Annotated in this window: 19 protein-coding genes; 16 read left to right on the top strand and 3 right to left on the bottom strand. The window is 51.7% G+C overall.

Features of this window, described 5'->3' with window-relative positions:
- Window positions 1-113 precede the first annotated feature (113 nt).
- From SBI19_RS26280 to pduL, 10 genes are all read left to right on the top strand, one after another.
- Window positions 114-1,373 carry a competence/damage-inducible protein A gene (locus SBI19_RS26280; RefSeq protein ID WP_317972492.1) on the top strand — a complete coding sequence of 420 codons (1,260 nt, stop codon included), beginning with the start codon at window positions 114-116 and terminating at the stop codon, window positions 1,371-1,373.
- A 253-nt stretch (window positions 1,374-1,626) separates the two neighbouring features.
- A complete protein-coding gene (recA, locus tag SBI19_RS26275) occupies window positions 1,627-2,688 on the top strand; it encodes a recombinase RecA (RefSeq protein ID WP_317972491.1) in 1,062 nt (353 codons plus the stop codon).
- Between the two features lie 87 nt (window positions 2,689-2,775).
- Window positions 2,776-3,453 carry a regulatory protein RecX gene (locus SBI19_RS26270; RefSeq protein ID WP_317972490.1) on the top strand — a complete coding sequence of 226 codons (678 nt, stop codon included), beginning with the start codon at window positions 2,776-2,778 and terminating at the stop codon, window positions 3,451-3,453.
- A 285-nt stretch (window positions 3,454-3,738) separates the two neighbouring features.
- A complete protein-coding gene (rny, locus tag SBI19_RS26265; protein ID WP_317972489.1) occupies window positions 3,739-5,280 on the top strand; it encodes a ribonuclease Y in 1,542 nt (513 codons plus the stop codon).
- A 1,453-nt stretch (window positions 5,281-6,733) separates the two neighbouring features.
- Entirely contained in the window at window positions 6,734-7,528 is a 795-nt protein-coding gene (locus SBI19_RS26260; RefSeq protein WP_317972488.1) for a TIGR00282 family metallophosphoesterase, read from the top strand.
- A gap of 180 nt (window positions 7,529-7,708) precedes the next feature.
- Window positions 7,709-7,969 (top strand): stage V sporulation protein S, encoded by a 261-nt coding sequence (locus SBI19_RS26255; protein ID WP_006211249.1) that lies wholly within the window; start codon window positions 7,709-7,711, stop codon window positions 7,967-7,969.
- Window positions 7,970-8,082: 113 nt separating this feature from the next.
- A complete protein-coding gene (locus tag SBI19_RS26250) occupies window positions 8,083-9,045 on the top strand; it encodes a dipeptidase (protein ID WP_317972487.1) in 963 nt (320 codons plus the stop codon).
- Window positions 9,046-9,233: 188 nt separating this feature from the next.
- The gene (locus SBI19_RS26245; RefSeq protein WP_317972486.1) at window positions 9,234-10,967 is read left to right on the top strand and encodes a 2-oxoacid:acceptor oxidoreductase subunit alpha; all 1,734 of its coding nucleotides are present in this window, start codon (window positions 9,234-9,236) and stop codon (window positions 10,965-10,967) included.
- Window positions 10,968-11,834, top strand: coding sequence for a 2-oxoacid:ferredoxin oxidoreductase subunit beta (locus SBI19_RS26240; protein WP_317972485.1), 867 nt, complete (start codon window positions 10,968-10,970; stop codon window positions 11,832-11,834).
- A 94-nt stretch (window positions 11,835-11,928) separates the two neighbouring features.
- A complete protein-coding gene (gene pduL, locus SBI19_RS26235) occupies window positions 11,929-12,501 on the top strand; it encodes a phosphate propanoyltransferase (protein WP_317972484.1) in 573 nt (190 codons plus the stop codon).
- An 80-nt stretch (window positions 12,502-12,581) separates the two neighbouring features.
- On the opposite strand, the gene SBI19_RS26230 is transcribed toward pduL, so the two are convergent.
- Both SBI19_RS26230 and SBI19_RS26225 read right to left on the bottom strand, forming a co-directional pair.
- Window positions 12,582-13,259 carry an LrgB family protein gene (locus tag SBI19_RS26230; RefSeq protein ID WP_317972483.1) on the bottom strand — a complete coding sequence of 226 codons (678 nt, stop codon included), beginning with the start codon at window positions 13,257-13,259 and terminating at the stop codon, window positions 12,582-12,584.
- Window positions 13,256-13,663, bottom strand: a complete 408-nt coding sequence (locus SBI19_RS26225; RefSeq protein WP_317972482.1) for a CidA/LrgA family protein — start codon at window positions 13,661-13,663, stop codon at window positions 13,256-13,258. The genes SBI19_RS26230 and SBI19_RS26225 overlap by 4 nt, the downstream gene beginning before the upstream one ends.
- Before the next feature lie 114 nt (window positions 13,664-13,777).
- On the opposite strand from SBI19_RS26225, the gene SBI19_RS26220 reads away from it, so the two are divergent.
- The 4 genes from SBI19_RS26220 (at window position 13,778) to SBI19_RS26205 (ending at window position 18,246) form a co-directional block, all read left to right on the top strand.
- Window positions 13,778-14,662 (top strand): LysR family transcriptional regulator, encoded by an 885-nt coding sequence (locus tag SBI19_RS26220; protein WP_348538019.1) that lies wholly within the window; start codon window positions 13,778-13,780, stop codon window positions 14,660-14,662.
- 82 nt (window positions 14,663-14,744) lie between these two features.
- The gene (gene miaB / locus SBI19_RS26215) at window positions 14,745-16,343 is read left to right on the top strand and encodes a tRNA (N6-isopentenyl adenosine(37)-C2)-methylthiotransferase MiaB (protein ID WP_483312341.1); all 1,599 of its coding nucleotides are present in this window, start codon (window positions 14,745-14,747) and stop codon (window positions 16,341-16,343) included.
- 37 nt (window positions 16,344-16,380) lie between these two features.
- On the top strand, window positions 16,381-16,872 hold the full coding sequence (locus SBI19_RS26210) for a YlbF/YmcA family competence regulator (protein ID WP_317972479.1): 492 nt from the start codon (window positions 16,381-16,383) through the stop codon (window positions 16,870-16,872).
- Between the two features lie 210 nt (window positions 16,873-17,082).
- Entirely contained in the window at window positions 17,083-18,246 is a 1,164-nt protein-coding gene (locus SBI19_RS26205; protein ID WP_317972478.1) for an iron-containing alcohol dehydrogenase, read from the top strand.
- A gap of 61 nt (window positions 18,247-18,307) precedes the next feature.
- Here the strand turns inward: SBI19_RS26205 and SBI19_RS26200 are convergent, their stop codons facing one another.
- Window positions 18,308-18,928: a biotin transporter BioY gene (locus tag SBI19_RS26200; RefSeq protein ID WP_317972477.1), complete on the bottom strand. Its 621-nt coding sequence runs from the start codon at window positions 18,926-18,928 to the stop codon at window positions 18,308-18,310.
- 112 nt (window positions 18,929-19,040) lie between these two features.
- On the opposite strand from SBI19_RS26200, the gene SBI19_RS26195 reads away from it, so the two are divergent.
- Window positions 19,041-19,958: an ATP-binding cassette domain-containing protein gene (locus SBI19_RS26195; protein ID WP_317972476.1), complete on the top strand. Its 918-nt coding sequence runs from the start codon at window positions 19,041-19,043 to the stop codon at window positions 19,956-19,958.
- Window positions 19,927-21,702 carry an ATP-binding cassette domain-containing protein gene (locus SBI19_RS26190; RefSeq protein ID WP_317972475.1) on the top strand — a complete coding sequence of 592 codons (1,776 nt, stop codon included), beginning with the start codon at window positions 19,927-19,929 and terminating at the stop codon, window positions 21,700-21,702. The genes SBI19_RS26195 and SBI19_RS26190 overlap by 32 nt, the downstream gene beginning before the upstream one ends.
- Window positions 21,703-21,783: the final 81 nt, after the last annotated feature.

Here is a 21,783-nt window from a genome sequence, read left to right as displayed (position 1 = left end):
ATCCTCCATTTCTGGGGGGTGTCCTTCCTTTACCGCATAACAAATGAATTCCATGTTTACTGGAAAAAGAATAAATTGCTATTGGCGCTACATATGAAGGAGAGGTTCATACGATGAAAGCTGAAATTATCGCGGTTGGTACGGAGCTTCTGCTCGGGCAGATTGTGAATACGAATGCTCAATATTTATCCCGTCGTTTGGCTGACCTTGGTATCGATGTTTATTATCAGACGGTTGTCGGCGACAACCCGAAACGGATCCGCAACGCGATTGAAACGGCACGGAGCCGGGCGGATCTGCTTCTATTTACAGGCGGTCTAGGGCCTACACAGGACGATTTGACGAAGGACGTGCTGGCGGATTACCTTGGCCGTGAGTTGACGTATGATCAGCCTTCTATGGACAAAATCGTAGCGTTCTTCCAAGATCGCGGCATTCATATGGTGGACAGCAACAAAAGGCAGGCGACTTCCATTGTAGGCGCTGTGCCGCTGTTTAATGAAGCAGGGCTCGCGGTAGGCAATGCGCTGCATGTAGACGGTACCCGTTATTTGCTGCTGCCTGGCCCGCCGCGCGAGATGAAGCCGATGTTCGAGGGGCCGGCTTTGACATGGCTCCTGGGCGAACTGGGTACGGCGATTCCGCTTTATTCGAGGCTGCTTAAATTCGCTGGGATTGGGGAATCCAAGCTGGAGCATGAGCTGCTGCCATTAATCGAAGGGCAGACGGATCCGACGATTGCGCCATATGCCAAGGAAGGCGAGGTCGCGATTCGTGTATCAACGAAAGCGGCGACGGCAATGGAAGCCCAGACTAAGCTTGATGATACGGTGGACAAAATCAAACAGCTTGTAGGGGCTCACCTGTTCGCGCAGGAGGACATCCCATTGGAGGAGGCGGTCGTTCGGCTGCTGCGTCTCACAGGCCGCACGATGGTCTCTGCGGAGAGCTGTTCAGGGGGGATGTTCGCTGAGTTGATCACGAACATTCCGGGCAGCAGCGGGGAGTATGCGGGCGGGGTAGTCACTTATACGAACATGATGAAACATCAGCTGCTCGGTATTCCGATGTCGCAGCTGGAAGGCGACGGTGCGCCTGGGGCGATCAGCGAGTCAACTGCAGCGATGATGGCGGAACGCGTCAGAGAGATCGCTGATGCGGACTACGGCATCTCGATAACAGGCGTTGCTGGCCCAGCGGAGTCAGAGGGTAAGCCGGTAGGGCTCGTCTATTACGCCCTTGCGCAGCGTTCTAAGCCTACAGACGTTCATACGATGCATCTAAGCGGCACTAGGGATATCATCCGTGTGCGCGCCGTCAAGGCTGTGCTGTACCGTCTCTGGCAGGCACTCGGAGGTGCAGAGCAGCAGTAAGCGGGAATCTCCGATATACAGTGCTGTGGTTGTCTATAATTTCTCTTGCCGAGGCTTTGAGACTCGTGCTATATTATCAGTAGTTAACGGAGGAACCGTAGCGAATGGATCATTTGCTGCGGTTCTTTTTGTTCTTTAGGGCATCGTTCGACTGTCGGAAGAAAAAAAGCGAATGTATGTTCGAAAAAATGCTTGGCAACCAGAACGAAATAAGCTATGATAACACTATAAAGAGTAAAGGGATGTGAGTTACTTGTCAGATCGTCGCGCAGCGTTAGAAATGGCACTCCGCCAGATTGAGAAGCAGTTCGGTAAAGGCTCCATCATGAAACTAGGCGAATCGACGCACATGCAAGTTGAGACCGTATCCAGCGGCGCACTTGCTTTAGATATTGCCCTTGGAATCGGAGGATTCCCACGCGGTCGTATTATTGAAGTGTACGGACCAGAATCTTCCGGTAAGACGACGGTTGCACTGCATGCAATCGCAGAAGTACAGAAGATCGGTGGACAAGCTGCATTTATCGATGCCGAGCATGCACTCGATCCTTTGTATGCTAGCAAACTCGGCATTAACATTGACGAACTGTTGCTGTCGCAGCCTGATACAGGCGAGCAAGCGCTCGAGATCGCTGAAGCGCTCGTACGCAGCGGCGCAGTTGATATCATCGTTATCGACTCCGTAGCGGCACTCGTGCCGAAGGCCGAGATCGAAGGCGACATGGGTGATTCCCACGTTGGTCTGCAAGCACGTCTGATGTCGCAGGCTCTCCGCAAGCTGTCTGGCGCGATTAACAAGTCAAAAGTTATTGCGATCTTTATTAACCAGCTGCGTGAGAAGGTCGGCGTTATGTTCGGCAACCCAGAGACGACGCCAGGCGGACGCGCGCTTAAGTTCTACTCCAGCGTACGTCTTGATGTTCGCCGTATTGAATCGATCAAACAAGGCAACGATGTGGTCGGTAACCGTACGCGTATCAAAGTGGTTAAGAACAAGGTTGCGCCTCCGTTCAAGCAAGCTGAGCTGGACATTATGTACGGCGAAGGCATCTCGCGTGAAGGCAGCATTATTGATATTGGTACGGAACTTGATATTGTACAGAAGAGCGGTGCATGGTTCTCGTACAACGGCGATCGTTTGGGTCAAGGCCGTGAGAATGCGAAGCAATTCTTGAAAGACAATAAGGAAGTTGCTGCAGTTATCGAGAAGCAAATTCGTCAAGCGACGCAATTGTCTGATTCGGCTATTCAAGCAGCTCAACTTGCTGCTGAGAAGGAAGAAGAAGAAGAACCGACATTTGAAGATTTGGTTTAAGATTGATTTAGCAATGACATAGCAAGAACAGAACGGCACCTTGAGCGAGGTGTCTTTCTTCGTTCATGAGGAGGTTACAATTGGTTAATGATCTACACGATTACTTCCGTTGAACAGGACGCGAAGCAGCACCGTCGTTATCATATTTATATGAACAATGGTTCAGAGCCGCTGTTATCTGTTCATGAAGACCTCCTAATACGCCATCGGCTGTTCAAAAGTCTGGAATTGACGGAAGCAGCAATTAAAAACATCCAAGCCGAGGACAATCAATATAAAGCGTATGCGATGGCAATCAATTATTTGGGATTTCGACCGCGGACGAGCAAAGAGATCGAGCGGTATTTGCAGCGTAAGGAGATTGAGCCTGAACCGATTGCTTATGCCATTGAACGGCTGGAACAGGAGCGGCTTATTGATGATGAAGATTATGCGCGGCGTTTTGCTGAAAGTCGTCTTCGTTCAGGCGGTAAAGGCCGGCTGATGATTAAGCAGGAACTGCAAATGCGCGGGGTTGATAAGCAGACTGCAGATGCTGCATCACGGGATTTGGGACGAGAGGCAGAGCAGGCGGTTGCTGATCAGGCCGCTGTTAAGAAATGGCGTTCGATGACTGGCGAAATCTATGATAAACGACGTAAGCTTGCCCAATTTCTGCTTCGCAGAGGCTTTCCGATGGACGTAGCGATGCAGGCTGTGAAGCATGCATCTGCTGATAATGGCAATGCTCCTGACGATGAAGAGCTAGGATGGCTTGACAATTGATTTTGTCAAAAGATAAAATGATTTTGTATTCTTTCTTTTTGAATCGATTTTCCTTCCAAAAATTGATTCGAAACAGACTATTTTCACTAAGTTTAGTCGATTATTCGGTATGGAACCGGCTAAGACAAGGTGAAACGACTGTTGTTGTTCATTTAACGGCGTACAGTTCGTTTCATTCCGGAGAAATCCAAGGGATAGTATATGGTGGAAACTAATACTTTCTTGGATTTAACAAAATATCATCCCAAGCGTTGAAACTTGGTGTGCAACGGGGAGGTGAACAAGATGCCCACGGCTGTATGGATCTTGATCGTTCTCGTTGTTGGTGCGATTTTCTTTGGGATAGGTTATTTCATTCGCAAATCGATCGCCGAAGCCAAAATTCAAAGCGCTGAGCAAGCCGCTACTGTCATCGTAGAGAATGCGAAGAAAGAAGCGGAAGCGCTGAAGAAAGAAACTGTGCTTGAGGCGAAAGATGAAGTCCACAAGCTCCGCTCTGAAGCTGAACGCGATATCCGCGAGCGGCGCAATGAAACGTCTCGTCAAGAGCGTCGTCTTCAGCAGAAAGAAGAGACTCTGGATAAAAAATTAGAAGCGCTTGAGCGCAAAGAAGAACAAGTTGCCAACAAGGAGAAACGAATCGAGGAAACGCAATCGCAGATCGATGTTCTCTACAAGCAGCAAGTCACGGAGCTGGAACGAATTTCGAATCTTTCGATGGAGGATGCTCGCAGTATCATCTTGTCCAACGTAGAACAGGAAGTTCGTCATGAAACGGCTCAAATGATCAAGGAAATCGAGCAGCAAGCGAAGGAAGAAGCGGATAAAAAAGCGCGCGACATTATTTCGTTGGCTATTCAACGTTGTGCAGCTGATCACGTTGCAGAGACGACTGTCTCTGTCGTAGCTCTTCCGAATGAGGAAATGAAAGGCCGCATCATCGGACGTGAAGGCCGCAATATTCGCGCCTTGGAAACTTTGACCGGTATCGATCTCATTATCGACGATACACCGGAAGCGGTCATACTGTCGGGCTTCGACCCGATTCGCCGGGAAATTGCTCGGACTTCCTTGGAGAAGCTTGTGGCAGATGGACGGATTCACCCAGCACGCATCGAAGAAATGGTCGAGAAATCCCGCAAAGAAGTGGACGAGCGTATCCGCGAATACGGGGAACAGGCTACTTTCGAGGTTGGTGTGCATGGTCTGCATCCAGACTTGATCAAAATTTTGGGCCGCTTGAAATATCGTACGAGCTACGGCCAAAACGTTCTCAAGCATTCGATGGAGGTCGCGTACCTTACAGGTCTTATGGCTGCCGAGCTTGGCGAGGATGTTACGCTTGCTAAGCGTGCAGGCTTGCTGCATGATATCGGTAAAGCACTTGACCACGAAGTCGAAGGCTCGCACGTTGAGATCGGCGTAGAGCTTGCTAAGAAGTACAAAGAGCATCCAGTCGTTATTAACAGTATCGCATCCCACCATGGTGATTGCGAGGCGACGTCGGTTATCGCAATGCTCGTAGGCGCAGCTGACGCATTGTCGGCAGCACGTCCGGGAGCACGCCGCGAGACGCTGGAAACGTACATTAAGCGTCTGGAGAAGCTCGAAGAAATTTCCGAATCGTTCGACGGCGTCGAGAAATCGTATGCCATTCAAGCTGGACGCGAGGTTCGCGTCATGGTACAGCCCGAGAAGATCGACGACACGGAGGCGTTCCGCCTAGCACGCGATATCACGAAGAAAATCGAGAACGAACTCGATTATCCGGGCCATATCAAGGTCACGGTTATCCGCGAAACGCGCGCTGTCGAGTATGCCAAGTAATTAAATCAAAGCATCGACGAAAGTGGCTGCTAGTCAGCCACTTTTGTTTTTGTTTGTCGGGATCTCTTCGGACTTAAACGAAATAGGAGTCACGACATTTCAAAAAATGAATGGCCGTCGTTAATGCTGCGGTTAACGGTACATAATGTACATATAGGCATCGAGCCAAGGCATGAACACCCGTTTCCATATAGGGCTGCTGGATTAGGCATCTGATCCTTATACTTCAACACGCTCAAGATACATACAGTTGTATTTCGTGCAACAGAAAACTTCTATGTTCTTGATCCATAGTCGTTTGATTGCATTCTGTACAACAGAATCATTCGGCAGAGGCAGCTTTGTTTGTCTAGTCCAACAAACAGAAGATTCCTATTGTACGAAATACAACACTGCATTCCAGCATGGGCAAATCAGCCGTTCCCATTGTATGAAATACAACGGACGTCTCTTCAAAGCAAAAGGTGTAGAAGGGCGCAACCGATTAATGTGCTCTATCCTCGCTTGGGGGGCTCGTAGGACGCTTAGGATACTTTAATGTGCTCTATCCACCACGTGGTGGGTACAACGGACGCTTAGGATACATTAATGTGCTCTATTCATAGCTAGGTGGGTTCGCAGGACACTTAGGATACATTAATGTGCTCTATCCATCGCTAGGTGGGCTCGTCGGTCACTTAGGATACTTAAATGTGCTCTATCGTCGTTTGGTGGGCACGCCGGACACCTGGATACATTAATGTGCTCTATCCGCCCCTTGGCGGGTACAACGGACGCTTAGAATACTTAAATGTGCTCTATCCATCAATTGATAGGTAAGTCGGACATTTTAGATACTTTAAAGTACTCTATCGAGGCTCGAACAAAAGCTGTACCCAAAGGGGTACGCGACCCCCAAATACGCATTAGCTGATACGCACCGTAGTCCTGCAGCAGACCCCTTCCGGGGTCCCGGGGTTGGAAACCCCGGGGGTCCTCCCTAGCAGGGAGGATTTAGGTGGGTAGAAGAAGGTTATAGAAGGGGCGAAGCCCCTTAGTCAAGTTAGCGGGGGGTCACAAGGGGCGAAGCCCCTATAAGCACGCTCGAAAGAAAGCTGTACCCCTAAGGGGTACGCGACCCCAGAGCACGCATTAACTTCTACGCACGGTAGTCCTGCAGCAGACCCATTCCGGGGTCCCGGGGTAGGAAACCCCGGGGGTCCTCCCTAGCAGGGAGGATTTAGGCGGGTAGAGAAATTGGGTTACAATAAGGGGCGCCAGCCCCTAATCAATAACTTGGGGTCGTCGAGGGGCGTTAGCCCCTAATAATTTTAATAGGGGTGCGTCGAGGGGCTACCGCCCCTGACATCCTAAATTTAAGGTTCTAAGGGGCGAAGCCCCTTAAAAACAAAACGTAGGGTCCAAGGGGCAACTGCCCCTTTGATGTGATTGAAAGAAAACCGGAGGTTTTATTATGAGAATTCTTTTTATCGGCGATATTGTCGGTAGTGTCGGAAGAGCAGCAGTGAAGAAAGTGCTCCCGGCTCTTAAGTCCAAATATAATCCGCACATTATAATTGCGAATGGCGAGAACTCCGCAGCGGGCCGAGGCATTACGGCAACGATCGCGAAGGAATTGTTCGATGCGGGCGTGCACGGCATTACAATGGGCAATCACACGTGGGATAACCGCGATATCTTCGAGTGGATCGATGACGAGCAGCGCATCGTTCGTCCTGCCAATTATGCGCCAGAGGCGCCAGGCAGAGGAGCCGCAATCATTAAAGCGAACGGGAAGAGCCTTGCGATCATTAACATTCAAGGACGCACCTTCCTGCCGCCAATCGATTGCCCGTTCCGCACGGCGGATGCGCTGATCGAAGAGGTGAGCGACAAGACCAATCAGATTCTGGTCGACTTCCACGCAGAGGCGACGTCCGAGAAAATCGCAATGGGCTGGCATCTGGATGGCCGAGCATCGCTCGTTGTCGGTACGCATACGCATGTGCAGACGAATGACGATCGCATTTTGCCGCAAGGAACGGCTTATCTGACGGATGTAGGGATGGTTGGACCACGTGACGGCGTGCTTGGGATGGAGCGCACAGCGGTTCTACACAAGTTCCTCACGCAGCTGCCGACCCGGTTCGTCGTGGATGAAGGCGATTGGCACTTCCACGCTGTGTTAGTGGATACGGATGACGCGACGGGTAAAGCGACTTCCATTCAGAAAATTCGTCAAACGGAAGAGACGTTAATGTTCTTCTAGCCGACAATTTTAACCGAAATCGATACAGCGATGTCCTATTTCAAAAATAAATTGTCCTAAATGTCAAACAATTCGGAATAGTGAACAAAGTACAAGCAAGAAAAGAAGGAATCTTTCTGCCTGCCTCGAATAGTTATAACTAGTGGAATTAACCCATCATTCCCGAGGAGGTACTTTTTCATGGAAGTATTAAAAGTTTCAGCAAAGTCCAATCCAAACTCTGTTGCTGGCGCGCTAGCGGGTGTTTTGAGAGAACGTGGCGGCGCAGAACTTCAGGCTATCGGGGCTGGTGCGTTAAACCAAGCGATTAAAGCAGTAGCGATTGCCAGAGGGTTCGTTGCGCCAAGCGGCGTCGATCTCATCTGCATTCCTGCTTTCACGGACATTGTTATCGATGGTGAGGACCGCACTGCGATCAAGCTGATCGTTGAGCCTAGATGATATGCATCGGGATCGTTTCAGCCCAATAGTTACGAAATGGATAAACCTGTTTACATATTTGTAGGCAGGTTTTTTGCATGCTGCATAACAATATAGGAAGGAATGACGTAGCAATGCGTGAATCCGCCACTCCAGCGTTTCCAATAGCGGACTTTCATTGTGATGTACTGTGGAAGCTTCTGAAGCATGATGAGCTTTTATTCGATGATCAATCGGAGAGCTTAATCGATGTGACGCCAGGACGACTTCAAGCTTCGCAAGCGCTGCTGCAGACGTTTGCTGTGTATGTGTCACCGCGTATGACGAGCCAAGCTGCTATTTGGAAGAGCATTGATTTATTTTATGAACATGTGCTGAAGCATCCAAGGATGCATCATATACGTACAGCTGCTGATCTTGATTATGCGACCCGTCATGATCGGACCGGCGCGCTGTTATCGCTTGAAGGTGTGGACGGCCTGCAGGGCGATTTTACGATGCTCCGGCTGCTGTTTCATCTCGGTGTGCGCGCGGTTGGATTGACGTGGAACCATGCGAACTGGGCGGCAGATGGTGTCATGGAACCAAGACAGGGTGGACTGACCGTGAGAGGCGGTCAATTTGTCGACGAATGTGAACGACTGGGCATCCTATTGGATGTATCGCATTTGACCGAACGAGGCTTCTGGGAGCTGGCGGATCGGGTGAAGCGGCCGTTTATTGCTTCCCATTCGAATGCGAAGGCTCTTTGTTCGCATGCACGAAACTTGACCGACGATCAGCTTAAGGCGCTCATTGCGATCGATGGCCGGATCGGGATTACGTACGTGCCTTATTTTGTGACAGAGGACGGTAACGCCACGATTACAGACGTATTGCGGCATATCGAGCATGTGGCGGCATTGGGTGGAGCGGAGCATCTGATGCTAGGGTCTGATTTTGACGGAATCGAGCAATATGTTCAGTCGCTGCGCCATCCAGCAGACGTTCCGAAATTAGTAGATGCCATGCTGAGGACATTTCCAGAAAAAGTTGTAACCGATATCACATCGGGTAACGCCATTCGGTTCCTGAAAGAACATTTGCCTGCACAATAAGCGGGAAAACGACACTATATTCTCTAATAGGCACGAATGTCATCGTAAAGTGAGATCATTTATTCAGGCCGCTAGTCTTGCATTTTGATGCTACCTCCCATAAAATTTATATGATTATAATTATCATTTACTAATCGCACACATATATCCGAATGCTGTTGCGTTCTATAAAAGAGGAGATGGACGTTTTGATCAGTCAATTGTCATGGAAGATCGGGGGACAGCAGGGGGAAGGCGTAGAAAGTACGGACCGCATTTTCTCCACTGCGCTTAACCGCCTCGGTTACTATTTGTACGGATACCGCCATTTCTCTTCTCGCATCAAAGGTGGACATACGAATAATAAAATTCGGATCAGCACGAGCCCTATTCGCGCAATTTCCGATGATTTAGATATTCTTGTTGCATTCGATCAGGAGAGCATCGATCTTAATGCGCATGAGCTCCGGGCTGGCGGCGTTGTTGTCGCGGATGCGAAGTTCAACCCTGTCGTGCCTGAAGGAATTGATGCTAGACTATTTGCTGTTCCGATCACTGCAATCGCAGAAGGTCTGGGTACATCACTGATGAAGAACATGGTCGCTTCGGGCGCATCGTGGGCGCTGCTTGGCCTGCCGATCGAAGTGTTCAATAAAGCGGTCGAAGAAGAGTTCGGACGCAAAGGCGCTGCAGTCGTAGAGAAGAACATCGAGGCTGTAAGACAAGGCGCCGTGTTCGTATTGGACCAAGCAGGCGGTCCGATTGAAGCCTTCAAGCTGGAGCCGGCGGACGGCAAGCAGAAGATGTTCATTATCGGTAACGAAGCGATTGGTCTTGGTACGATCGCGGCAGGCTGCCGCCTCATGTCGGCTTATCCGATTACGCCAGCGTCCGAGATCATGGAATACCTGATCAAGAAGCTGCCGAAGTTCGGCGGTACGGTTGTCCAAACAGAAGACGAGATTGCAGCGGTTACGATGGCTATCGGCGCGAACTATGCAGGTGTTCGCACGATGACGGCATCGGCTGGCCCTGGCTTGTCACTCATGATGGAGGCCATCGGCCTAGCGGGCATGACGGAACAGCCGCTCGTAATCGTGGATACGCAGCGCGGCGGTCCTTCGACGGGTCTGCCAACGAAGCAGGAGCAATCCGACTTGAACGCGATGGTGTACGGTACGCACGGCGAGATTCCGAAGGTAGTAGTTGCACCGGCATCGATCGAAGACTGCTTCTATGACATGATCGAAGCCTTCAACGTGTCTGAGCAGTACCAAGTGCCGGTCATCGTCATGACGGACCTTCAGCTGTCGCTGGGCAAGCAATCATGCGAAATGCTCGATTACGATCAGATCGTCATTAAACGCGGCAAACTGGTTGAAGAAGTGCCAGCCCATGAAGACAATGAACTGTTCAAACGCTACGAGCTTACGGAAGACGGCGTATCGCCGCGCGTGCTGCCAGGCGTCAAGGGCGGCATCCACCACGTAACAGGCGTTGAGCATGATGAGACGGGACGACCATCGGAGAGCACAATGAATCGGAAGAATATGATGGATAAACGTCTGAAGAAGCTTCAAACGCTGCAATTCCGTGACGCGATTCGCGTGGACGCTCCGTATGAGCAAGCGGATCTGCTAATTATCGGTATGGGCTCGACAGGCGGAACCATCGATGAAGCTCGCCGTAGATTAGAAGCAGACGGCTTGAAGACGAATCACGTGACGATTCGTTTGATCGCGCCGTTCCCGACAGATCTGCTGACGCCGTATTTGAACACTGCAAAACGAGTAGTCGTACTGGAGAATAACGCAACAGCACAGCTCGCGTCGCAGATCAAGATGCACGCAGGCTACGCTGACAAAATTCATAACGTATTGAAATATGACGGCAGTCCGTTCCTGCCATCCGAAGTGTACAAAGCATGCAAGGAGTTGAGCTAAGTGGCTACATTTAAAGAGTTTCGCAATAACGTTAAGCCGAACTGGTGCCCAGGCTGCGGTGATTTCTCGATCCAGGCAGCGATCCAGCGGGCAGCGGCAAACGTAGGCCTGGAGCCAGAAGAGCTTGCTGTCATTTCGGGTATCGGCTGTTCGGGACGGATTTCGGGCTATATCAATGCTTACGGCTTGCACGGCATTCACGGCCGCGCACTGCCGATCGCGCAAGGCGTTAAGCTCGCTAACCGCGAGCTGACGGTTATCGCTTCCGGCGGTGACGGCGACGGGTTCGCAATCGGTATGGGCCATACGGTGCATGCGATCCGCCGTAACTTGGACATTACGTATATCGTCATGGATAACCAAATCTACGGTCTGACCAAAGGCCAGACGTCGCCTCGCAGCGCGGAAGGCTTCAAGACGAAGTCGACGCCAGAGGGTTCGATCGAGACTACGCTGTCGCCGCTGGAGATTGCACTGTCCGCAGGCGCAACGTTTGTTGCACAGTCGTTCTCCAGCGATCTGAAGCAGCTGACGTCGCTCATTGAGCAGGGCATGGCGCACAAGGGCTTCTCTTTCATCAACGTATTCAGCCCTTGCGTGACGTTCAATAAGGTGAATACGTACGACTGGTTCAAGGAGAATATCGTCAACCTGGCGGAGTTCCCTGATTACGATCCAACGAACCGGATCCAAGCGATGACGAAGATCATGGAGACGGGCGGCTTGCTGACGGGTCTGATCTATCAGAACAAAGAACGCAAGTCGTACGAAGATATGATCGTCGGCTTCAAGGAAGAGGCGCTCAGCTCGCAATCGCTCGACATTAGCCGAGAGGCATTCGACAAGTTGGTTGCCGAGTTCCAATAAGAACAGGTATAATAAGGCATACGGCTAGCACCTTAGTCGTATGCCTTATGTTGTTTTTACTCTAGTGATCGTGTTAAAGGACGGCGATGAAACGATGGCGAAGATAGTACCAGTGGGCGTATCCGCCCGGCACATACATTTGACTGCGGAGCATGTGCAGATCTTGTTCGGCCTCGGCTATGAACTGACAGAGATGAAACCATTGTCTCAGCCTGGGCAGTATGCAGCGAATGAGACAGTAGCTGTTGTCGGTCCTAAGGGCAGTTTCCAGAAGGTTCGTATTCTCGGTCCTGTACGTCCAGCTACTCAGCTTGAAATTTCTCGTACGGATGCATTCGCGATTGGCGTGAAGCCGCCAGTTCGTGAGTCCGGTGATATTAAGGGCTCTGCAGGCATTACGATTCAAGGTCCTGCTGGAGAAGTTACCATTGAAGAGGGCGTTATTGTTGCTGCACGCCATATTCATTTCCATACAAGCGACGCTGAGCGCTGGGGCATCGAGGACAAGCAGAAGCTGCGCGTCCGCGTAGGCGGCGATCGTGGCGTTGTATTCGAGAATGTCGTTGCACGCGTCTCCCCGAATTTCGCATTGGACATGCACATCGACACGGACGAGGCGAATGCGGCGGGTGTTGATAACGGACAAGAGGCCGAGATTATCGATTAGGACTATTTGGCACACAGCTGCTATACAGAACAAGAAGCGGTCATCGCTGGAGCTTTCCAGTAATGACCGCTTCTTTATGTTCAATAAATAAGGTGAGCGAAGGCAGGTATGGCGATGATTGCAAGCAGCGCTGCGATGATCATCGAGACGCTGGCAATCGCGCCGGCGAGCGGAGCTAACTCGAATGCTTTGGAGGTGCCTGCGCCATGCGCCGACGTGCCGAGCATCACGCCTCGCGTAACGTCGCTCTCGACGTGCAGCATACGAATGACGGCAGGTCCGAACAGGCTGCCAGTCAGTCCGGTTACCATGACGAGCGCAGCGGTGAAGGCGGGATTGCCGCCAAGCGTTGCTGACAAATTCATGGCGATCGGCGTAGTCACCGAACGCGGAATCAAGCTTTCCGTAAGCGTTGCGTTCAAGTGGAACAGGCCGCCGGCCGCTGCGGCACAGATGACGGATGCTGCAGAGCCTGCACTGACGCCGCAGATGATTTCGAGCGCATGCTTCTTCAGAATATCGTAATGCCGATACAACGGTACGGCCAATGCAACCGTTGCAGGCTTCAGCAGATCGGACAGCCAATGAGCCCCTTGGTCGAAGTCGTTGTATGAAATGCCAGTAAGCAGCAGCAGGCCGATTAGCAGCAATGGCGTGATTAGTACAGGCGATAGGAGAAACAGCGGGTATCGGGCGTACAGCGCGCGTGAAGCGATATAGATACCGATCGTTACAAGCAGACAAATGATCGAGATCATGAACGGCCCACCACATTCCGATGTGCGAGACGATGTCTCGTTCTGCGAGCATCCATTATTGCTGATGGAACAGCGATTGCGGCCATTACGACAATTGTTCCGCCGACTACCGCGGCCAGCAGCGTCAAGCCGTTCGAGCGGACGATATCCTCATATTGGACGATGCCGACACACGGCGGAATAAAGAATAACAGCATTTGCGCGAGCAGCCAGTTGGCTCCGCGTTCGATCCATCCGAGGCGGACGATGCCGCTCTTCAGCAGAGCGAACAAAATTATAGCGCCAATGATGCTTCCGGGAACGGGCAAATGCAGCCAATGCGCCGTCCGATCTGATCCGAGCGCGAGCGCTGTGAGCAAGGCGATCTGCGCAGCGGTGAGCGACAAGTTACGAAGTGCAGCCATGTTGATGCATTCTCCTTTCTGTCATGACAAGTATACGAGCGAACCTTGTATAGGTAAAATGAATAATAAGAATGGCTTTCATGAATCAAATCTATGGGCAGGAGGGGAAACACGATCGACATCAAGCATTTGCAATATGTCATCGAAGTTGCGCGGGCAGGGAGCTTTACGAAGGCAGCGCAGACGATGTTCGTCAGTCAGCCTACGATCAGCAAAATGATCAAGTCGGTCGAGGAGGAGCTCGGCGCCCAGCTGTTTGATCGTTCAGGTCCGCGAATCGTACCGACGGATGTCGGTCAATTAATCGTGGATCAGGCGAACGTCATTACGCATGCTTTCGACAATTTGACGACAGGAATAGACGAGCTTGCATCTCTTCGCAGAGGGAAGCTGCGCATCGGATTGCCGCCGATGGCTGGGGCTAGTTATTTTGCAGAGCCGATTGGACGGTTTCATGCGATGTATCCGGGCGTTACGATCGAGTTGGCGGAAGACGGCGCCAAGCGGATTGAAGCGGATATCGAGAATGGCACGCTCGATTTTGGCGTGGTGCTGCTTCCGACGAAGTCGGAGCTGTTCGAATCGATTCTGGTTGCCGATGAACAGCTAATGGTTCTGCTCCATCCATCGCATCGATGTGCGAACAAAGCAACTATTGCACTAGCTGAGCTCGCTGAGGAGCCCTTCATCTCGTTCAGCGAAGGGTTTGCGCTCCATGATCGAATACCGGCGGCGTGTCTAGCAGCGGGTTTTCGTCCGAATATCGTGTGCGAAAGCTCGCAGTGGGATCTCATTGTGCGGTTAGTCGCAGCCAATCTAGGCGCAGCGCTGCTGCCGGAGTCGATCGGCAGAGAAGCGGGAGACGGCGTAGCGGCTGTTTCATTGGAACAACCGGCCATTCCATGGCGTCTAGCATTCGTATGGAGGAAGGATCGATACTTGTCTTACGCGGCGAAGGAATGGATTCGGTACTTGCGGACATGGTTTTTTCATGAATAGTTGAATGGAAATTGCGTTCTCCTAATGGTATAATTTCTTGATGGAACGATGAAATCATAGGTTTGTAGAGATAGACGCATTCATGAGGGGATGTGAGACAACAGTGAACAAGAATGAGACGAAGGACTACTCCAAATATTTCGATTTTAGCGGTGCGAAAGTGTTGAGCGAAGAAGAAGGCAGTACGACTTATCGCATCAACGGCAGAAACATTCAGATACATGCTGCGCCCGACTATAAAGCAGAGAAGCGCAGAGGCAAGGAAGATGTTCAGGTTCATGCCTTCGGCAGTGCGGAGACCGAGCATATCATGGACAGCTTCAGAGCCATGAACCAAGCCAAGCAGCATTATTATCTGATTCAGACGTATGGCTGTCAGATGAACGAGCATGACACGGAAGTCATGAAAGGCATGTTCGAGCAAATGGGCTACGCACCGACTGACAATCGACTTGAAGCGGACGTTATTTTACTCAATACTTGTGCAATTCGGGAAAATGCAGAGGATAAGGTGTTCGGCGAGCTCGGCCATCTGAAAACCTTAAAGCGCGAACGTCCGAATCTGCTGCTCGGCGTATGCGGCTGTATGTCACAGGAAGAATCCGTCGTCGGCCGTATAATGGAGAAGCAGCATCACGTGGATATCGTATTCGGTACGCACAACATCCACCGGCTTCCGAATTTGCTGCAGAATGCGTACTACAACAAAGAGATGGTCGTCGAAGTATGGTCCAAGGAAGGCGACATCATTGAGAACTTGCCGAAGAAGCGCGAAGGCATGCGGGCTTGGGTCAATATTATGTATGGCTGCGACAAGTTCTGCACCTATTGCATCGTACCTTACACCCGTGGCAAGGAGCGCAGCCGTCGTCCAGAGGATGTCATCGCCGAGGTGCGTGAACTGGCTCGTCAAGGTTATAAAGAAATAACGCTGCTCGGTCAGAATGTCAATGCGTATGGCAAAGACTTCGAAGACAGCTCCTATCGGTTCGGCGATCTGATGGCGGATATAGCCAAGGTCGACATTCCGCGAATCCGGTTCACCACGAGCCATCCGCGTGATTTTGACGATCATCTGATCGAAGTGCTGGCAGGCAAGGGCAATCTGGTCGAGCATATTCATCTGCCCGTGCAGTCTGGAAGCACGGAAGTGTTGAAGCAGATGAGCCGCAAATATACGCGTGAGCGATTCCTCGAATTGGCGAACAAAATCAAGAAAGCGATTCCCGATGTCGTGCTGACGACCGACATTATTGTCGGTTTCCCTGGCGAAACTGAAGAACAGTTCGAAGAGACGTTGTCGCTTGTCCGCGAAGTAGGCTTCGAGATGGCCTACACCTTCATTTATTCGCCGCGCGAAGGTACGCCCGCCGCAGGCATGGAGGACAATGTGCCGTTCGAAGAGAAGCGGGAGCGGCTCGCGCGATTGAATGAGCTGATGGCGGAGCTGGGACGCGTTGGCAACGAGAAGCTGCGCGGGCAGATTGTCGAGGTATTAGTCGAAGGCGAGAGCAAGAACAAAGCGAACGTTCTGGCAGGCCGAACGCGGACGAACAAGCTTGTTCACTTTGAAGGACCGAAGGAATGGATTGGCCAGTTTATTCAAGTACGTGTGACGGAGCCTCTTACTTGGCATATTAAGGGAGAAGTCGTTCTACACACCGAAGAAGCTGTTTCATAATAGATAAGAAGCATACGTATCGATAGGAGAGATAACAATGGCTGAACAGCACGTACATACTTGCAGCGGGCACGACCACGATCATGACCACGAGAACGGACGGTGTGTTCCTACCGTACATTCGCGCGACCTGATCGTTCGTAAGGATGTTATGGAGAAAGCGAAGGAATTGGCAGACTTGATCTATGCATCCGAAGAGGTGCAACGTTACCGTCAAGCGGAGAAGCAGATTCAAGGACATGAGCGCGTTCAATCGGTCATGGCGCTGCTGAAGAAGAAGCAGAAGGAAGTTGTCGCATTCGAGAAAACATTCAAGAATGAAACGATGGCGAAGAAGATCGAGCAGGAAATGGCGGATCTTCAGGATGAACTGGACGGCATGCCGATCGTCTCGCAGTTCCAGCAAAGCCAATCCGACATCAATTATATGCTGCAGCTTGTTATCGGTGTTGTGCGCGACACGGTTGCACAGAAACTTGAAGTCGAAGGTGCGACGGAGCAGGATGAGCCTGCGGATTGCAGCAACTAATCTTTACAAGAATGAAACAGGAAGCGCATTTGCGGCTCTTCCTGTTTTTTTGTTACCATTAAAGGGAAGAATACAGCACGGAATTGAATCTGATTTATCACAGATGGTAAAGCCGAGAATACAAAGTGGTCAACTAAGATTGACCTTATTAACGGTTTTTATCATAATGGAGTAGTGAAGTTGTACATATCCGGGAGGAGAGATTAAGCAATGCGTCCTTTTGTCTATCGCAATCCGACTAAACTTTATTTTGGCGACCAGTCGCTTCGTCACATTACAGCTGAAGCTGAGAAATACGGTAAAAAGGTGCTGCTTGTATACGGCGGCGGCAGCATTAAACGCAATGGACTGTACGACGAGGTGCTTGAGCTGCTCGGCCAAGCAGGCGTTACGGTATTCGAGCTTGCAGGCGTTGAGCCGAACCCGCGTATATCGACTGTTCACCGCGGCGCGGATATCATTCGTCAGGAAGGCATCGACTGGGTGCTTGCGGTTGGCGGCGGCAGCACGCTCGACTGTGCGAAGGCAATCGCCGCGGCGGCGAAGTATGACGGGAACTTCTGGGATGTCGTAACGAAGAAAGCGTCGGTGCAGTCTGCACTGCCGCTGGGCACGATTCTGACACTTGCGGCGACCGGTTCGGAGATGAACTCGAACTCCGTTATTACGAACGAGGAAACGGAAGAGAAGCACGGCTGGGCAAGCCCGCACGTGTATCCGGCTTTCTCGATTCTTGATGCCAAATGGACAGCTTCCGCACCGAAGGATCATACGGTGTACGGCATTGTCGATATGATGGCGCACGTATTCGAGCAATATTTTCACCATGACAGCCGTACGCCTGTGCAAGATGGTTTCAGCGAATCGATTATGCGTGCCGTCGTAGAGACAGCGCCGCATCTGGTCAATGACCTGACGAATGTTCAGCACCGCGAGACGATTCTGTACTGCGGAACGATGGCGCTCAATGGAACGCTGTCGATGGGCATCCTCGGCGACTGGGCAAACCATGACATGGAGCATGCGGTATCGGCTGTGTATGATATTCCGCACGGCGGCGGCCTTGCGATTTTGTTCCCGAACTGGATGACGTATGTGCTCGACGATAACGTTGCTCGCTTCCGCCAATTCGCGGTTAATGTGTTCGGCATTCGTGAAGACGGCCGTTCGGATCGTGAGATTGCCGAAGCGGGAATTAAAGCGCTGCGCGAATTCTGGAATTCGATCGGCGCGCCTTCGCGTCTGTCCGATTACAACATCGACGACAGCCGTCTGGAGGAAATGGCGGAGAAAACTGTTGGCAACGGCACACGCGGCAACTTCCGCAAATTAACGAAGGAAGATGTTATTAACATCTACCGTCTGTCGCTGTAAGATTCACTTCTGCGAGACTAACCCATAGGCACTTTCGTGCATCCAAAAAAACAGGGAGAGCCTAGTGGCTCATCCCTGTTTTGTGTGCTGCGGACGTATAGTCGTTCGACTGCTTCGTATGGCGCGACGCGATGAACGGATACAGTGACATGGTAACTGCCGTTGCAACGACAGCTTTGAATGCATCGCCTGCCAGGTAAGGGTAGCAGCCTTTGATCATCGCTTTCTGGAACGAGTAATCAACCGTATGCATCAGCCAAGGTACGCCGAACACGTAGCTGAGCAGCGAGCCGAATACTTCGAAGATAAGGAAGAGCAGGACGATCGTATATTTGCGGTTCGAAGACAACCGACTGTTCATCAGCTTCGCGACGAACAAGCCAACGAAGAACGCATTGAATGGGAAAGCTGCGATGAAGCCGCCTGTCGGGCCGGTCATATAGGAGAGACCGCCTTCACCGTGCAGGAGAGGAAGACCTGTCGCGGTTAGCAGAAGCACGATGAATATGCTCGAGAAGCCGAGCCTTGCACCAAGAAATGCGCCTGCAAGCATGACGGCGAGATTTTGCAGCGTCAATGGGATTTCGGAAAAGCCTAGCGGGATCTTGACTGCGCTGAGCGCGATGAAGAGCGCGCCGAATAGTGCGGTGAATACAATACTGCGGATTGATGATGCTTTCATAATTGCACCTTCCTATGTCGTTTGATATATGTTAACCTGTATGTAGTGAATCTTGGTTAACGAAAAGAATCATAGCACACGTTTACCGATATAGGAAGAGGTTGGGTGAATTTTGTTGCAGCGAGAACGTTGGAGGCTCCAATCGGTCGACTTGTTCGTAAGGTCAACCGTTGCACAGAAGCCTGGTGAGGATAAAGAGCGCATTGCGCCAGTACATACAATGGAGCATCAATTGCTCCATCAGATAGATCTGACCATTCGAGACGGCGAGTGGGTGTTCATCGTTGGAACGAACGGCAGCGGCAAAAGCACGCTGGCACGACTGCTTGCAGGTCTCGGCCAGCCCCGTATTACAGGGGAGATAACACGAACCTCCTCATCTAATGCGGGCGCTTCATTCGCGCCGCTCGTTACGCAAAATCCGGAAGCGGCGCTCGTCGGCATGACGCCGGCGGAGGATGCAACGCTGCTGCTGGAGCAGCTAGCCGTACCTGCAGACGAGATGCCAAGCCGAATTGAAGCTGCGATGCTTGTGACAGGGCTCACCGAATGGATGAACCAGCCGATCGCGCAGCTATCCGGCGGACAGAAGCAGCTTGCTGCGATAGCAGGCTGCATTGCCAGCGGGGCCGATGCTCTTATTGTCGATGAGCCAACGGCGATGCTCGATCCGCAGGCGTCGGCCGCCGTTATGGCTTCACTGAGAGAGCTTCATCGAAGCGGGACGACAGTCGTATGGGTCACGCAGCGACTGGAGGAGCTGCAGGAAGGCGATCGAGTTGTTGCGATGAAGGAGGGATGCGTGACGTTCGATGGACGCGCAGAGTCATTTTATCAACGGGACATAGGGGCAACGGAATCAAGCAGCCCATGTGAAGAAGCGGGACTTCATGCTCCATATGTGGTGCAGACGGTATGGGAACTGCAGCAGGCGGGAATTACGCTTGATCCGTCTATGCCGCTCACGGGATCATCATTAGCGAAGGCGGTGAGCAGCTATGCCAAACAGCAGCAGCTTGCATGTCAATGATCTCACGGTAATAGTCGACGGGAAGACGATCGTGAATGCGATAACCGCACATTTTCAACCCGGTCAAGTTACACTTGTTGTCGGACATAACGGGGCAGGCAAATCCACGCTGCTGGAAGCAGTGGCAGGGCTTCGCGAACCGGCGTCAGGCGTAATTAAGCTGGCTGATCCGGATCAACCGCTGTGGATGAAGCGCAAGCTAAACCATTCATACCTGATGCAGATTGGGGTATCTTTGCAGCAGTCCGCCGCACAATGGTTTCTGCCGACAGTCGCGGATGAGTTCCGATACTCTATGCGGCCCTACAAACTGAGCAATGAAGAGATGGATGCGCGAATGGCGGATGCGCTCGCAGCAGTAGGGTTGGATTCGGACCGCTTCCTCGAGCGTGATCCGAAGACGCTAAGTGGCGGGCAGCAGCGACGGTTGTCGTTGGCTATGCTGGCTGCATGTCAACCGCAATGGCTGCTATTGGATGAACCAACGGCAGGGCTGGATGCGGAAGGTACTCAGCAATTGAGTACGTTTCTTCAGAAGCATCGTGCGGCAGGCGGAAGTGCCATTATCGTTGCGCATGACTTGGAGGCTCTGCTGCCAATTGCAGATGCAGTGCTTGAGATGAATATGGGGGAATCTTCAGCAGGGATTAGGCCAGCACCAGCATACGCCGCAGCTCTCGCCGTATCTTCAGCCGTATCCTCAGATGATGAGAGACTGCCTCAGCCGCTTGAGATTGCTGCATTATTGCAGCAAAGCGGTGTTAAGGTGCCCGTATCGGATACGGTATGGCTGGAGCCTAAAGCGCTCGCTAGCGCGCTTGCAGCTGAGCTTCATGACCGCAGTAGCATCGGCATCGGCATTGGTGACATTAACGAAGATCGGGATGAGAAGCCGCTTTATACTATTTGGACGAATGACGCTGCATCAGCCGAAGCTGCAAGTTCGCATGCAGTACCATCAACCTTGCAAGCACAAGTAAAGAGCCGATCTTCTAACAGTAAGAAGTCCGCAGCGGTACAATCAGACCGTTTCGACCCGCGGGCGGTTGTGCTTAGCTACTTGCTGTTCGCCACAGGCATTCTGCTGCAGCAGAGCTGGTGGGGTCTGCTCATTGCGACGATATGCGCATCGGTATTCGTCTGGTTGCCGCTTCGATATGCCATCACGCCTTGGCGCACTGCAATTATTCTATACGCACGTATGGTGATCGTGTTCATACTCTTCGCAGGTCTGAAGCTGACCTCGGTCGGATACGATTGGCAGCCTGCGATGGAGACGGGGTTTCGACTGGTCAGACTGTTCGTTGTTATGGTGACGGGATTGCCGGTCGCAGCTCTAATCACGCCGATTCGGCTGCAGCGGGCGATTGAACAGACATTAGGCTGGCTTCGTCCACTTAAGGTGCCTGTTCAAGCATTGGCACTTACGGTTGCGCTTATTTTTCGTTTCTTGCCGATGATCAAACAGGAGTGGGATCGCTTCGTCCGTATCACTCATGCAAGGGGCAAGTCAACGACGAGACCAGACAAACTGCCGGCTCGAATGCTGTATGCGATTACGGCGCCTTTCATGCTCGCGATGATGCGTGGAGCGGATGAAATGACGGAAGCGCTGGAAGCGCGGGGATATGGCAGAGAGGAAGGCAGGAAGCCGACGCGCGGCATCGTGCTAAGGTGGTCGAGAACCGACAGCAAGCTGGTAGCGGTGTTTGGACTTTTATTCTTCGTTCTATATTGGTTGTAAAAAAAATCCGCATGCTCACTGGAGTGCACCCCTTAGAATGGACATTGGATAAAACCCCTGGTTTATCCGATGAAATTCTAG

It is taken from the genome of Paenibacillus sp. CCS19 (genome assembly GCF_033239625.1).
Taxonomy (GTDB): domain Bacteria; phylum Bacillota; class Bacilli; order Paenibacillales; family Paenibacillaceae; genus Paenibacillus_T.
Note: the sequence above shows the minus strand (reverse complement) of the source record. Positions and strands in the feature narration are given on the sequence as shown.